The organism is Coleofasciculus sp. FACHB-1120 (genome assembly GCF_014698845.1).
Taxonomy (GTDB): Bacteria; Cyanobacteriota; Cyanobacteriia; order Cyanobacteriales; family FACHB-T130; genus FACHB-T130.
The window spans coordinates 1-13,143 of sequence record NZ_JACJTV010000042.1 but is presented as its reverse complement, the minus strand read 5'-3'; the positions used below and the strand labels follow the sequence as shown (position 1 = coordinate 13,143).

The window sequence follows — 13,143 nt, the reverse complement described above, 5'->3', positions numbered from 1 at the left end:
TGAGTTTTTGCACGCCTTGTTCGCTTTGCTTCAAAAAGGGATAGGAGTCATGGCTGAACTCAATCTGCGTCTAAGAGAGGGAGAGACAGAAAGAACGGTTACGGTGAATCGGGATGAATTTACGATTGGTCGTTTGCCCGAATGCCACTTGCATTTGCCTTTCGAGGGAATTTCCCGGTGCCATGCCCGCTTTTTGAAAACGCCTTCCGGGGCGTGGACAATTGAGGACATGGACAGCAAAAACGGAACGCGATTGAATGAATGCCCTGTCACCTCGCCTCAACAGGTCAATCACGGCGATATTCTTTTGCTGGGGGATATTAGCCTGAGTATTCTTTTGAGCGATCCGGCTCAACCCCAACAAGTGAGCAATCCGGCTCAACCCTATCTAACACATCTGGTGGAACCCGTAGCGCAAGGAACCACCATCCTTCGCAATGTTCAAGAGCTGCAACAGCAATGGATACAAGCTGAAGGGACGCTAGACGTAGTTAGCAATAAGGAAAAAGCGATCGCTCGTCTCAAAGATTTGGTGAATATCGCCAAGAATTTGAGTGCAGCGGAATCGATCGAAGCAATTTTCTACCAAGTGCAGGAAGTCGTTTTCCGCGAACTTCAAAGCATTGAGCGCTTGGCATTGTTAATCGATGTAGAGAATTCCGGCAAACTGGAATTGCTGAATGCCGCTGCTAGAGATATGTTGGAACAACAGAATCTAACAGCAAATGGCACTTGGATTAGCCGCACCATTTGTCAAAAGGTATTTGCCGAGAAAGTGGCAATTCAAACTGCTGATGCCCAGATGGATAAACGGTTCGAGGGGCAACAGAGCATTTTAGTCAAGGGGATCAAGAGCGCGATCGCTGTCCCGCTTTGGGATGAAAATAAAGTAGTCGGTGTTCTTTATGCCGATGCTCATCTTTCCTCTAGCCATTGGATGAAGGGAGGCGAGGAAGACCTCAGCTTTTTTTCGGCTTTAGCGAATCTGGTCGCATCCGCAGTCCAACGGTGGCTGTTAACGCGGAAGCTGAGAAACGAAGAAACCATTCGGACTCGACTAGAGCGCTATCACTCCCCTGCCGTTGTACAGCACATTATGACCCTAGGGGCATTAGAAGATGGTCGTCTCACACCTGCCGAGGTTGATATCAGCATCCTCTTTGCCGATATTGTTGGCTTTACCGCCCTTTCAGAACGGTTGAGTCCTACAGAAATTGCCAAATTGCTCAATAATTTCTTTGAAGAAATGCTACAGGAGGTTTTTGCCGCCGGAGGAACGTTAGACAAGTATATTGGAGATTGCATCATGGCATTTTTTGGCGCTCCGGAACCTCAACCGGATCATGCCGACCGAGCTTTCGCCGCCGCCAAAGGAATGCTGAGTCGTCTAGAGAAATTAAATGCCGATCGATTCTGGCGCGAACCGCTACAAATTCGGGTTGCCATCAACAGCGGCAGAGCCGTGATTGGAGATGTTGGTAGCTCTCAAAGAGTAGACTATACCGCTTTGGGAGCAACGATTAATCTAGCCTCTCGCATGGAAGGAATCTGCCCCCCTGGGGAATGTGTCGTCAGTGAAGCCACTTATTCTTTGCTGAGGCGCTCCCAAGGCTTGCAGGCGACAGGAGAACACCATTTCAAAGGGATTGACCGACCTGTAATCGTTTATCAAACCAAGCGGCATTAAAGTGCTGGTTTTCCTCTAGGTTTTGAGGGAGCGAGAGGGTGGATTTTGACTTTTCGGTTCCGCCAAACCCAAAGCCCTTGCCGACGATGACATGGACGTTGACATGGAGGAGTTTATCGCTGCGCCCTACCAGCCCGAAAAATTTATTCCTCACCTTCCCCTGGTCGAGACGGGTTCGGGAAAGGTGGCAAGAGATTGGGGAGAACGTTAACCGAAAAGGATTCGCTTGCGATTTCCCAGTCATTGCAACCTATCGCAACACAGCTTATCATCTGCCGAAGGATTTCGTCAGAGTTAAGATGGTGGCAGTAATTGCCGGGAAAACGCTTGCTTTGTGGGTGCTGTTTTTGACTATTGCTTTGTCCAGGAGTTTTAGCAAGCCTTGTTCGCCTTGGTTCAAGGAGGTTTGAAGTCATGGCTGAACTCAAGCTGCGCCTACAAGTTGAGGAAAATGCCGAAAGCACCGTCACGGTGGATAAAGAGGAATTTGTCATTGGTCGCTTGCCAGAATGCGATCTGTACTTGCCTTATTTTGAAATTTCCCGCTATCATGCCCGGTTGTTAAATACACCGGCTGGCGTGTGGGTGGTCGAAGATATGCATAGCACAAACGGAACGCGGTTAAATGACCGTCTGCTAGCAGCGCCCCAAACACTCAATCATGGCGATGTTATTCAGATGGGTCATGTTTTTATGCATGTCCTTTTAGCCAGTTCTCCTCAACAAAAGACTCAACTCAATCCCATCAATGCAGATCCGATTTCCGAAGAAGTGACGATTCTTCGCAATGCCAAAGAACTGCAACAGCAATGGATACAAGCTGATGATGCGGGTAGCAATACGGCTAACCCTCACAAAGCGATCGCTCGTCTGAAAGACTTGGTTGATATCGCCAGATGTCTGAATTCTGCTGAATCGATCGAAGCAATTTTCCATCAGATACAAGAAATTGTTTTCCGCGATCTCATTAGTATCGATCGGTTGGCATTGTTGATTGATGTCGATTGTTCGGGGCAACTAGAATTACTTCAAGCAGCCGCGAGAGATGTTTCGCAACAGGAAAATCTAGCCGCAGATGGCAGTTGGATTAGCCGCACCATTTGTCAAAAAGTCTTTACGGATAAAGTCGCAATTAAAACGGCTGATGCCCAGATGGATGAACGGTTTGAAGGCGAGCATAGTATTTTAGCGAAAGGCATTCGCAGCGCTCTAGCGGTTCCTCTGTGGGATGAAAATCAGGTAGTCGGCGTTCTTTATGCCGATGCTCATCTTTCTTTTACCCATTGGAATAAAGGAGGCGATGAAGACTTGAGCTTTTTTTCAGCTTTAGCGAATCTGGTGGCGTCGGCGGTGCAACGTTGGCTGTTAGCAGAGAAACTCAGAAGCGAAGCCAGCATTCGACACCGATTAGAACGCTATCACTCTCCTTCAGTGGTGCAGCACATTATGAATGTAGGAGGATTAGAAGGGGGCCGTCTTACCCCCACAGAAGGCGAAATTAGTATTCTATTTGCCGATATTGTTGGCTTTACTGCGCTTTCGGAACGCTTAACTCCGACTGAAATTGCTAATTTGCTCAATAGTTTCTTTGAGGAAATGCTCAAAGAAGTTTTTGCCGCCAGAGGAACGCTCGATAAATTTATTGGGGATTGCATTATGGCATTTTTTGGCGCTCCAGAACCCCAGCCGGATCATGCTGAACGGGCTTTTGCTGCCGCTTGGGGAATGCTAGAGCGCCTGGAACGGCTGAACGATCGAAAGTTCTTCCAACAACCGCTGCAATTGCGGATAGCGATTAACAGCGGTAAAGCGGTGGTCGGGGACGTGGGCAGTTCTCAGAGGGTAGACTATACCGTCTTAGGCGCTACGATTAATCTTGCCTCTCGGATGGAAGGAATTTGTCCCCCTGGTGAATGTGTCGTGAGTGAAGCTACCCATTCTTTGCTAAGGGACCCGAAAGATTTGTCTCCGATGGGAGAGTACCGTTTCAAAGGCATTGACCGACCGATACGGGTTTATCAGACTCGCAGGCAGAGCGTTATCGACGATGGTATTCAGTCGGGTTAGAGATGAGATTAAACTTGAAACCCGATTTCTTGCAATCCTTGGCGGAGTCTAGCGGCTTCCTCTGGGTTGTGTTGCTCGTGAAGCGCGATCGCTTTCCCAAATGCTTCTAAACTTTCTACGACCTTACCCATTTTCAAAAGGGCAACTCCCAGATTTTGATACGCTTCTGCATAGTCTGGGTTTCGTTGAATCGCTTGGCGGTAAGCAGCGATCGCGTCCGGCAAACGCCCCATTGCTTTTAATGCCATGCCTAGATTGTACTTTCCGACTGCGAAACTAGGGTCAATCTGCAAGGTCGTTTCATAAGCTTTTTGAGCCTTGGTGAAATCCCCAGATGCCATCAACAAGTTGCCTAAATTGTTATAAGCGCCCAGTTTAAGTTTAGGTAGAATTGGCTGTTGAATGGCGACTTGATAGTGTGTCGCCGCTTGTGGAAGATTATTTAGACGAGTATGAGCATTGCCGAGATGGTAGTGCAACTCGTATAAAACAGAAGCATCCATCTCTGTTGATTTTAAACCGCGCTCTAAGAGTTCGATTCCCTTAGCAACTTCACCTGTTTCTACATAAAGCGCCCCCAATTTACAACAATCATAGGGATCGTTGGGATGGCTTGCCAAATAGCCTTCCATCGTCGCCTGCGCCCTAGCGAATTTGTTTAAAGATGCGATCGCTCCCGGTTGATAGCCATAGTGCAAAATTGCGACATCCGATAGAGAAACGATCTGCCACTGGGGTTCTCGCGGCAACAATTCGGCAACGCTATCATCCACTAGGGAATGGTAAGGACGAGAAAAGCGCACGTCTGGGTGATTGCGAAATAGACGAGAAACTAGAGAATAGGGCGATTGGGATGCTCCGACTTCTTGCCGAATTAAGTTGATGACGAGGTTGCGATCGCTCATCATTGCTTGCTTCATCTGCGGCACAATTTCTGGTTTCAGCACCTCATCCGCATCCAGCACCAGCACCCAATCTCCTTGAACGTATTTCAGCGACTCATTCCGCGCTGCTGAGAAGTCATTGCACCATTCAAAGTGATAAACCTTCGCCCCAAATTCTCTGGCTATTTCAACAGTTTTGTCCGTGGAGCCGGTATCCAGCACCACCATTTCATCTACCACGTTCTTGACACTATTCAAGCATTGTGGTAAGTGCGCTTCCTCGTTTTTAACAATCATGCAGAAGCTTAGCTTCATTTGACACTATGATCTGGCTTAAGGGACTCGTGGTTATTTTAAATGCGATCGCACAAAGCTAATTAAACAGTAAAAAAAGAATTTTTTTTTTGCTTGCCCTGCGGTAGAGAGGGAGCAAAACTTATATATTTTTGATGCATGACGGCATACAAGATATTGGCTCCTTACTAAAAATCGGATTTCCTGCCGTGAACTAACCTGCAAAACGGGAGTTTATAATACATTTGTTCTTCCAAAACAGGTTAGGCTTGTATGACCCTTGGAACCTTGAATCACCTGAGCTTGACGGTTAGCGATCGCTCGAGATCCGAACCGTTTTATAACGCGATTTTGGAATTCATGGGCTACCAGCAGGTGGAGAAAAACGATGAACTCATCATGTGGTGGTCAAAGGATGTCGGGGCAATTTTAATTTCTGCCGCGAATCCAGATTCCCCAAACAAAGTTCACGATCGCTATTCGCCGGGACTACATCATCTTGCCTTTAACGCCGACAGCCGGGAACAGGTAGATAATTTATACAAGCTGATTCTTGAGCTGGACGCTACAATCCTCGATCCGCCCGCCGAATATAACCAGTACGCACCGGGCTACTACGCTGTCTTCTTTGCCGATCCCGATGGGATCAAACTGGAATTGGTTCATATGCCCAATCTGCCTTAGGGTGCTTTTTTGCTCGCTGGATACTGAGGTTTCTAGGTGCCCTTTTGCCTGATTACTGACAGCGAGGATGATGCCCTCATTTGCTTCTGAAAGGTCTGCTCCTTGCCAACGGTTTTTGGAGACACACGCGCCAGTATTCGTACAGAACGCTAATCGGGAGACTTGGGGGCAATAAATAGTTTGTACGCCAAGTATACTAACCCTGCCAAGATGCCGAGACTAATGAGCGATGCAACCAGATACAAAACGCTTCTAAGTAGCCCAAAACCAACTAAAGCCGCGATGGCGACAACCGCAACTTTACCAGCACCCGGAAGCCCTTGAAACCAGTTAGCAGTTTTGGTGAATAGAGACTGAATTGATTGAGATTTTTTAGTTTGCACCTGGAGAGGTTGTGCGGGTTCAGTTTCTATCATGGGCGAGGACGGGTTGCTCTGATTGATTTGAGCATCTAGTTCTTGGAGTTTCCGCTCCCAGTCTTGATTTTCTTGAGGATTCATCTTGTGTTTTTATAGTGAGTGACGAAAATGACGGTTGCAAATGAAAAACTGACAGTCAATTATGCATTGTGTTGGTGATTTAAACAAAAGTCTGTTTTAGAAACACCATGACTTAAAAAAGAGAGGATTTTAGCGCCCTGTCAGATACGTGACACTTTGAGAAAAGGAACACACTGGAAACACGTTTATTGACTCATATAGGACACTTATAGTAAGACTTCCTTAAAAAGGCAAGGGGATGACAAAATGAAGAGGCTTCGCGAATGGATAGTTATTCCCACGACCTTGGCGTTAATCTTAACAGGCGCTGGGGCGGCTCGAAGTGATGCCCCAGTGTTAGAACTGTCGTCGAAGTTGCCGAACGATCCGGTCGTTCTCAGCGGGGCTTCTGGCGGTCAAACAAGTAGTAATTGCGGTTATATCTCTCAGACCCCGAATCAAGTTGTTCGGATAACGGCAGATCGCATCGATTACTTGCGGTTGAGTATCCAAAGCAGTGGCGAACCTACGCTTCTGGTTGATGGCCCAGGAGGACGATTCTGCGTGTTGGCAGATAGTGCTTCTGGAGATAAGCCGGAGATTTCTGGAGTTTGGCCTCAAGGGGTTTATAACGTTTATGTCGGCGATCGCGCGGGTGGCACGCATCCTTATACTCTGTCGATTACGGGACAGAATAAATAATCAGTCATTCGTCAGTCGTAATCAATCAAAAACGACTGACGGATAACTTGATTTTGTTCTAGTCTTCCAGAGAGCGGGCGGATACCTCAACGGCTTCAACGTCAATCGTTCCGGGAGGTGTCAAACGGTTAAAGTGTCCCTGGTCGATTTTGAGCGACTCGCCGCAATTGGGGCACTGGCACTCGGTTCGATTCAAAGCTGTAAATTCATAGCTACAGACGGGACATTGGTCGGCAATAAGGTTGCGTTGCAACCACCAGCGAAAGCCCAGGAAGGCAAGAACTGGGGCGACGAGGATTAAACCGATCAGAATCAGAAAAGATTTCACCAACCAGCCCAGCCCAATCGACCCCAGCAACCAAATAATTACCAGCAGGGTAAGCCAAGAGCCGACGCCAGAAAGCTTAAACTGAAAGGGATTGGGGCTGTTCTGGTTCACGGCAGTCTCCAACGAAAGCAAGGTAGTATGGACTACTTCCATCCTAAATCAGAATCGATTCGGTCTGATGACAGAGGTAGTTCGGCATTGATTTTCAAGCGTGCCTAATTGCAGTTTTCAATAAAGCAGCTGTTTTAACTTCTGGGCAAGGGCATCTTTGCCAAACAAGGCGAGACTTTGTTCTCGCAACCACTGAGAGTTGCAGCGCTGGTCGTCCCCTTTGAGGATTTCAATACAGGCATTTGCCACGGCTTCTGGATTGCGATGGGGGACGCGCCAGCCTAAACGTCCATCCTGAAGGGGGTCAGCGGAGCCATCATCGTCACCGGATAAGATGGGGATGCCACAAGCCATCGCCTCTAAATAGACAATGCCGAAGCCTTCTTGAGAAGGCATGATATAAGCATCAGCGACGCGGTAATGGTCTACCAGGTCTTCGGTGGGAACGAACCCGGCAAATACAACCCGATCGGCAACTCCTAAATCTTTAGCAAGCTGCGCCAGCCGGGGTTGATCGTCGCCGCGACCGATCACCAAATATTTGACTTCTGGGAATACTTGCGCGATCGCGGGGATGGCTCGAATGGTAACATCTACGCCTTTGTAAATATCGCCCGACCACAGCCGCGCTACGGTCATCAAAACTTTGGCACCGCCAAGATTATATCGCTCGATCAATGCGGGTGGCTTCGGGCCGGGAGTAAAGGAATTCCCATTCACCGCACAGGGTAGCATTTGCACTTTCTTCGGGTCTAGGTCATTCACCGCACAAGCGCGATCGCGGCTATAGCGACTAATTGTCCAAATTCCCGCCGCTTGCTTAAGTGCCGTTCTTTCTTGATTGGCTAAGGGTTCCCAAAATTCTTTTCCGTAAGTCAGCACTGTATAGGGAATCCCCAACGGCTGACACAGCAGCCTTACCAGGGGTGCCAGATTAATATGACCGCAAAAAACATGGTGGGGACGCCGTTGCAAGAGACAAGCTAGCAGTGAAGTTGCTAGCCTTAAGCGTCCCTTTTGGGGATTTTGGTTTTTGAGATAATGAAATTTGAGGTTTTTCCCCTCAAAGGGATTTGGGCATCCAACACCATCCCGTAGCAAAAATACCTCGCCTTTAGCTTGATTTCCCAATGAGGTATAAGACTGCAAAATATCCTTAACGTAGGATTGAATGCCCCCTTCGCATCCAAAAACTTCTAGAAAAATAAATATGTGGTTAGGGACTGGTTTAACGGTCGGCTCTAAATAATCTATCTTTTCTCCCACTTCAATATCCCTGAATTTTAGGAGTTTTGTTCCATCTGGGCGATGGATGGCACCTCAGAGCTTTGTAAACGTTCCAAATCCTTCAACACCATCTTTTCCACAAGACCCTCGAAGCTGACTTGCGGTTCCCACTTCAGTTGGCTCTTAGCTTTCTCTGGATTTGCCACCAAATGGAAATGTTCATCCGATCGCAGAAACTTGGGATCGACAACGACATAACGAGTCCAATCTAGCCCCACACACTCAAAAGCAGCCGCCACCCATTCCCGAACACTGTGTAAGTGACCCGTCCCAATCACGTAGTCTTCCGGTTCATCCGCCTGCAACATCCGCCACATCGCTTCCACATGATCGCCAGCATAACCCCAGTCGCGTTTGGCATCCAAGTTGCCCATTTCCAGGCGATCGCTTAACCCCAATTTAATCGATGCTGCCGCTAAAGACACCTTCCGCGTCACAAAATTTGGAGGTCGTCTCGATGACTCGTGGTTGTATAAAATACCGCTACACGCAAACCAACCGTAGCGCTGTCGGTGATGTACCATCGTCCAATGGGCGTGCAACTTTGCGGCTGCGTAAGGGTTCATCGGGCGAAAAGGTGTATTCTCATCTTGAGGCGACCGATCCACCTGCCCAAACATCTCGGAACTGCTGGCTTGATAAAACCGCGTGTTCAATCCAGCCACCCGCACTGCCTCTAAAAGCCTAGTTGCCGTACCCGTTACTAAGTCCAGCGTTCCCAGCGGGTCTTGCCACGAATCTGGGACAAAACTGGGAGCTGCTAAATTATAAATTTCTTGGGGCTGTAGTTGTTCCACCACCGCCAACAGAGCCGCGCTATCTCTCATGTCAACCGCACAAACCTCAATTTGGCTGGCGAGGGAACCCAGTTTAGCCAGACTCGATTGGCGGTGCAGGGATACCAATCCAGCCACCCGATAACCCCGTTCCAAGAGTAAGCGGCTGAGGTAGTACCCGTCCTGCCCAGTAATTCCTGTAATTAGCGCTGTCTTTGCCATGAGTCGAGTTTAACCACTTAATGTTGCGTTGGGGCTGGAGTTGGGTTCAGGCAGCTACATCCTATGTTCTTTTATACTTTGCTTTTTCAGAAGCGACCAGATAATACTTAACGCCCATAGATTTCAAAAGCAGCACAAAAGCACTGCTTTTGAAACCCACAGGCGTTAAGGATAACAAATGATTGTCTTAAAACAGACCCAGCGTCAGAGATTTGTCAATGGGGAAGGTGGCACCAATACCCAACCAGAGGGTAAAGAAGGTTCCAAACAAGAAAACCGCTGTGGCGACTGGACGACGGAAGGGATTTTGGAATTTGTTGACGTTCTCAATGAAGGGAACGACGATCAAGCCCAAAGGAATCCCTGCCATGCAGGCAATCCCCAGCAGTTTATTGGGTAAAATCCGCAGAATCTGGAAAACCGGCCAGAAATACCATTCTGGGAGAATTTCCAGGGGGGTGGCAAAGGGATCTGCCGGTTCGCCAATCATTGCTGGGTCAAGCACAGCCAGACCTGTACACAGTGCAATCGTCCCCATAATTACTACAGGGAAAATGTAGAGTAGGTCGTTGGGCCAAGCAGGTTCGCCATAGTAGTTATGACCCATGCCTTTGGCAAGTTTTTCACGTAACTGCGGATCGGTTAGATCCGGCTTTTTTTGGGTTCCCATTGTTTTATGTGTTCTCCTATGCGTTTTGAAAGCTTTGAGCTAAGCAAGAGGCAAAGTGGTGAGGGGATGATAGGGGGAGGAGTTAGGAAGGGAAGAAAAAATACTTTCCCTCTTTCTCTGGTCTCCCTATTGGGCGCTGGGCATGGGCGGGAGAACCGCCCCTACAGCACTCAGCACTCAGCAATCTTTACAATGGGCCAGAGATGCCCTGCTTGCGAATCATCAAGAAGTGTAGCAACATGAAGACGGCAATCAGCCAAGGCAGCACAAAGGTGTGCAGGCTGTAGAAGCGTGTCAGAGTGGCTTGTCCAACGCTGGTACTACCACGCATCAGTTCGACGATTTGATCGCCAACCAAGGGAATTGCAGCGGGGACGCCGGAGACAATCTTAACGGCCCAGTAACCAACCTGATCCCAAGGAAGTGAATAGCCGGTGACGCCGAAAGAAACGGTGATCACAGCCAGAATGACACCCGTCACCCAGGTCAACTCGCGGGGCTTTTTGAAACCGCCGGTGAGGTAAACCCGAAAGGTGTGCAAAATCATCATCAGCACCATCATGCTGGCGGACCAGCGGTGGATGGAGCGAATCAGCCAACCGAAGTTGACGTCCGTCATCAGGTACTGGATGGAGGAAAAAGCCTCGGTGACGGTCGGCTTGTAGTAAAACGTCATGGCGAATCCAGTGGCAAACTGAATTAAAAAGCAAGTCAGTGTAATCCCACCCAGGCAGTAGAAGATATTTACGTGGGGAGGCACATACTTGCTGCTGACGTCCTCGGCAAGCGCCTGAATCTCCAGGCGCTCCTCAAACCAGTTGTAGGCTTTTGAATCAGTTACCTGCTTAGAAAACATGAACCCAGAGTTCCTAAAAATTTATTGCTGTTTTTGACACGAGCCAACCCCATGAGACAGTTTGCCGCTCTTTTCGGGGGCGTGAAGCTGCAATGAGGATCAGTAGACACCGCGATAGAGAGAAGTCTAGGCGTAGCCTCTACAAAAAATGTAACATAGCCCGAAAGGGGGATTCTGTGTCATGCACAAACGAGTGTTAAGGGTTGTATTCGTACTAATCATACAAACTATCTTTACGTTAAATTGGTGGACTTCGCCAGCGATCGCTTTAACGGAGGAACAGCAGCTCCTCTCGGAAGCATGGCGAATTGTCAACTATGCTTACGTGGATGACAGTTTTAATCAACAAAACTGGTGGATGGCTCGTCAAAAGGCGATCAAGCAGCCTCTGTCTAATCGCGAGGCGACTTACACGGCAATTCAAAATATGCTCAAAAGTCTGGAAGATCCCTTCACGCGGTTTTTGAAACCCGACCAATACCGAAGTTTACAGGTGAATACTTCCGGAGAGCTGCAAGGGGTGGGGCTGCAAATTGCCCTTGATGCCGAGACGGGCGAATTGCAAGTGGTAGCACCGATTGACGGTTCGCCCGCTGCGAAAGCGGGAATCCGCTCGCGCGATCGCATCCTGGAAATTGATGGCATCCAGAGTGCCCAACTGACCCTCGATGAAGCCGCCGCGCGGATGCGGGGCGCTGCGGGCACAGAGGTAAGGCTCTTGGTGCAACGGGAGACAAAAACGCCTGAAGAAATTACGCTAGTGCGATCGCGAATTGCCCTCAACCCCGTTTATGCAGTCTTAGATTCCAGCAGTTCTAGCCTCCCAGTCGGTTACATTCGCCTGAGTCAATTTAGTGCCAATGCCCCAAGTGAGCTGGCGAATGCCGTCACCAAGCTGGAGAAACAAGGGGCACAAGCTTATCTGCTCGATTTGAGAAATAATCCGGGAGGGCTGTTGCAGGCAGGCATTGAGATTGCCCGGATGTGGTTGGATGAAGGCACGATTGTCTATACGGTCAACCGCCAAGGCATTTTGGGCAGTTTTGAGGCGTCTGCACCCGCTCTTACCCACGCTCCCCTCGTTGTTTTAGTGAATCAGGGAAGCGCCAGTGCGAGCGAGATTCTGGCTGGGGCACTTCAAGACAATGGTCGCGCCCAATTGGTAGGCGCTCGAACTTTTGGCAAAGGGTTAATTCAATCTTTGTTTGACCTCTCAGATGGGTCAGGATTGGCGGTAACGGTTGCCAAGTACGAAACGCCAAACCATCACGATATCAACAAGCTAGGCATTACGCCAGATCGGGAAGTGCCTCTGGAGCCAATTACGCTTGACCAGGTGGGTACGGAAGCAGACCAGCAATACAAAACGGCTTTGGAGGTGTTAACCGCTAATGCGGTCGTTGCGGATGCAGCTTGATTAAGAAGTTAGGACTGAGGGCTGAGGGCTGAGGGCTGAGTGAGGGCTGAGGTGCTTTAGGGGCAGATGGCTTGAGAGAATACTTGCTTAGTGCTTAGTCCGTGCTTCGCACTGAACAGAACGCTAAAAGCGCTAATGGATATCGCCTAACGGCTGACGCAAGACTGACGCTAACAGCCTTCAGTTTTTTTTACTTCAGTTCGGAGTAAGAACTAAAGTTGCAAAAAAGGGAATTTTACCGGAATTTTAGATAAAACTTAATAGTGCATCTACCGAAGCGAGTGCAGTAAGTTTGATTCCACAATGAAAGAGCAGTGTAAATTGGGAATCAAGCAATACTCGGCTTGAGTGGAAATAGATTCTAGAAAAATCTGAGGCTGAGAGGGTTTCAATCGCGATCGCATGAGCCTATGCGGTTGATTAATTTTTATAGCACGCTTACCACATCTGGTGAGTGTTTTTACCCCTAAATATAGCGATCGCGCTCATGGTTTTCCTAGCAAACGATCTTCGATACTCTATCAGTCGGTCAACAGTTTTATCTGTTGCCCACTCATTGCTGAAGTTTTTAGCCCATATTCCGCAGGTTTTGGCATGGAGTTATTGTATTTTTGATGCATGAGTGCATCTGAGATTAGAGTACAAGATATTGACCACAGTGGGATTGTGGCAGGGGTCA

At 48.6% G+C, this 13,143-nt stretch carries 13 protein-coding genes; 6 read left to right on the top strand and 7 right to left on the bottom strand.

Annotated elements, in window-relative coordinates; genetic code table 11:
- Positions 1-49: 49 nt before the first annotated feature.
- From H6H02_RS23945 to H6H02_RS23935, 3 genes are read left to right on the top strand one after another with little or no spacing between them, the layout of a single operon-like run.
- Positions 50-1,687: an adenylate/guanylate cyclase domain-containing protein gene (locus tag H6H02_RS23945; protein WP_190822522.1), complete on the top strand. Its 1,638-nt coding sequence runs from the start codon at positions 50-52 to the stop codon at positions 1,685-1,687.
- A gap of 38 nt (positions 1,688-1,725) precedes the next feature.
- The gene (locus H6H02_RS23940) at positions 1,726-2,097 is read left to right on the top strand and encodes a hypothetical protein (protein WP_190822520.1); all 372 of its coding nucleotides are present in this window, start codon (positions 1,726-1,728) and stop codon (positions 2,095-2,097) included.
- A gap of 4 nt (positions 2,098-2,101) precedes the next feature.
- Positions 2,102-3,754: an adenylate/guanylate cyclase domain-containing protein gene (locus H6H02_RS23935; protein ID WP_190822517.1), complete on the top strand. Its 1,653-nt coding sequence runs from the start codon at positions 2,102-2,104 to the stop codon at positions 3,752-3,754.
- 8 nt (positions 3,755-3,762) lie between these two features.
- Here H6H02_RS23935 and H6H02_RS23930 read toward each other — a convergent pair whose 3' ends face one another.
- Positions 3,763-4,935: a tetratricopeptide repeat protein gene (locus H6H02_RS23930; RefSeq protein ID WP_190822515.1), complete on the bottom strand. Its 1,173-nt coding sequence runs from the start codon at positions 4,933-4,935 to the stop codon at positions 3,763-3,765.
- Between the two features lie 270 nt (positions 4,936-5,205).
- On the opposite strand from H6H02_RS23930, the gene H6H02_RS23925 reads away from it, so the two are divergent.
- A complete protein-coding gene (locus tag H6H02_RS23925) occupies positions 5,206-5,616 on the top strand; it encodes a VOC family protein (protein ID WP_190822513.1) in 411 nt (136 codons plus the stop codon).
- Positions 5,617-5,765: 149 nt separating this feature from the next.
- On the opposite strand, the gene H6H02_RS23920 is transcribed toward H6H02_RS23925, so the two are convergent.
- Positions 5,766-6,116: a hypothetical protein gene (locus H6H02_RS23920; RefSeq protein ID WP_190822511.1), complete on the bottom strand. Its 351-nt coding sequence runs from the start codon at positions 6,114-6,116 to the stop codon at positions 5,766-5,768.
- Positions 6,117-6,362: 246 nt separating this feature from the next.
- Here H6H02_RS23920 and H6H02_RS23915 point away from each other — a divergent pair, with 246 nt between their 5' ends.
- Positions 6,363-6,797: a hypothetical protein gene (locus tag H6H02_RS23915; RefSeq protein ID WP_190822509.1), complete on the top strand. Its 435-nt coding sequence runs from the start codon at positions 6,363-6,365 to the stop codon at positions 6,795-6,797.
- Positions 6,798-6,855: 58 nt separating this feature from the next.
- Here H6H02_RS23915 and H6H02_RS23910 read toward each other — a convergent pair whose 3' ends face one another.
- From H6H02_RS23910 to petB, 5 genes are all read right to left on the bottom strand, one after another.
- Entirely contained in the window at positions 6,856-7,236 is a 381-nt protein-coding gene (locus H6H02_RS23910) for a hypothetical protein (protein ID WP_190822507.1), read from the bottom strand.
- Positions 7,237-7,353: 117 nt separating this feature from the next.
- Positions 7,354-8,502, bottom strand: a complete 1,149-nt coding sequence (locus H6H02_RS23905) for a glycosyltransferase family 4 protein (protein WP_347342646.1) — start codon at positions 8,500-8,502, stop codon at positions 7,354-7,356.
- 17 nt (positions 8,503-8,519) lie between these two features.
- A complete protein-coding gene (locus H6H02_RS23900; protein ID WP_190822505.1) occupies positions 8,520-9,521 on the bottom strand; it encodes a GDP-mannose 4,6-dehydratase in 1,002 nt (333 codons plus the stop codon).
- Between the two features lie 187 nt (positions 9,522-9,708).
- Complete coding sequence (gene petD, locus H6H02_RS23895; protein ID WP_190822503.1) at positions 9,709-10,191, bottom strand: cytochrome b6-f complex subunit IV; 483 nt, start codon at positions 10,189-10,191, stop codon at positions 9,709-9,711.
- A 187-nt stretch (positions 10,192-10,378) separates the two neighbouring features.
- The gene (gene petB, locus H6H02_RS23890) at positions 10,379-11,047 is read right to left on the bottom strand and encodes a cytochrome b6 (RefSeq protein ID WP_190822501.1); all 669 of its coding nucleotides are present in this window, start codon (positions 11,045-11,047) and stop codon (positions 10,379-10,381) included.
- Between the two features lie 181 nt (positions 11,048-11,228).
- On the opposite strand from petB, the gene ctpA reads away from it, so the two are divergent.
- Positions 11,229-12,464 carry a carboxyl-terminal processing protease CtpA gene (gene ctpA, locus H6H02_RS23885; protein WP_190822498.1) on the top strand — a complete coding sequence of 412 codons (1,236 nt, stop codon included), beginning with the start codon at positions 11,229-11,231 and terminating at the stop codon, positions 12,462-12,464.
- Positions 12,465-13,143 lie beyond the last annotated feature (679 nt).

Bases quoted from the DNA above. Each gene is read 5' to 3' on its own strand.
- H6H02_RS23915 (WP_190822509.1), top strand. From the start codon at position 6,363: ATGAAGAGGCTTCGCGAATGGATAGTTATTCCCACGACCTTGGCGTTA.
- petD (WP_190822503.1), bottom strand. From the start codon at position 10,191: ATGGGAACCCAAAAAAAGCCGGATCTAACCGATCCGCAGTTACGTGAA.
- petB (WP_190822501.1), bottom strand. From the start codon at position 11,047: ATGTTTTCTAAGCAGGTAACTGATTCAAAAGCCTACAACTGGTTTGAG.
- H6H02_RS23925 (WP_190822513.1), top strand. From the start codon at position 5,206: ATGACCCTTGGAACCTTGAATCACCTGAGCTTGACGGTTAGCGATCGC.
- H6H02_RS23935 (WP_190822517.1), top strand. From the start codon at position 2,102: ATGGCTGAACTCAAGCTGCGCCTACAAGTTGAGGAAAATGCCGAAAGC.
- H6H02_RS23920 (WP_190822511.1), bottom strand. From the start codon at position 6,116: ATGAATCCTCAAGAAAATCAAGACTGGGAGCGGAAACTCCAAGAACTA.
- H6H02_RS23900 (WP_190822505.1), bottom strand. From the start codon at position 9,521: ATGGCAAAGACAGCGCTAATTACAGGAATTACTGGGCAGGACGGGTAC.
- H6H02_RS23930 (WP_190822515.1), bottom strand. From the start codon at position 4,935: ATGATTGTTAAAAACGAGGAAGCGCACTTACCACAATGCTTGAATAGT.
- ctpA (WP_190822498.1), top strand. From the start codon at position 11,229: ATGCACAAACGAGTGTTAAGGGTTGTATTCGTACTAATCATACAAACT.
- H6H02_RS23945 (WP_190822522.1), top strand. From the start codon at position 50: ATGGCTGAACTCAATCTGCGTCTAAGAGAGGGAGAGACAGAAAGAACG.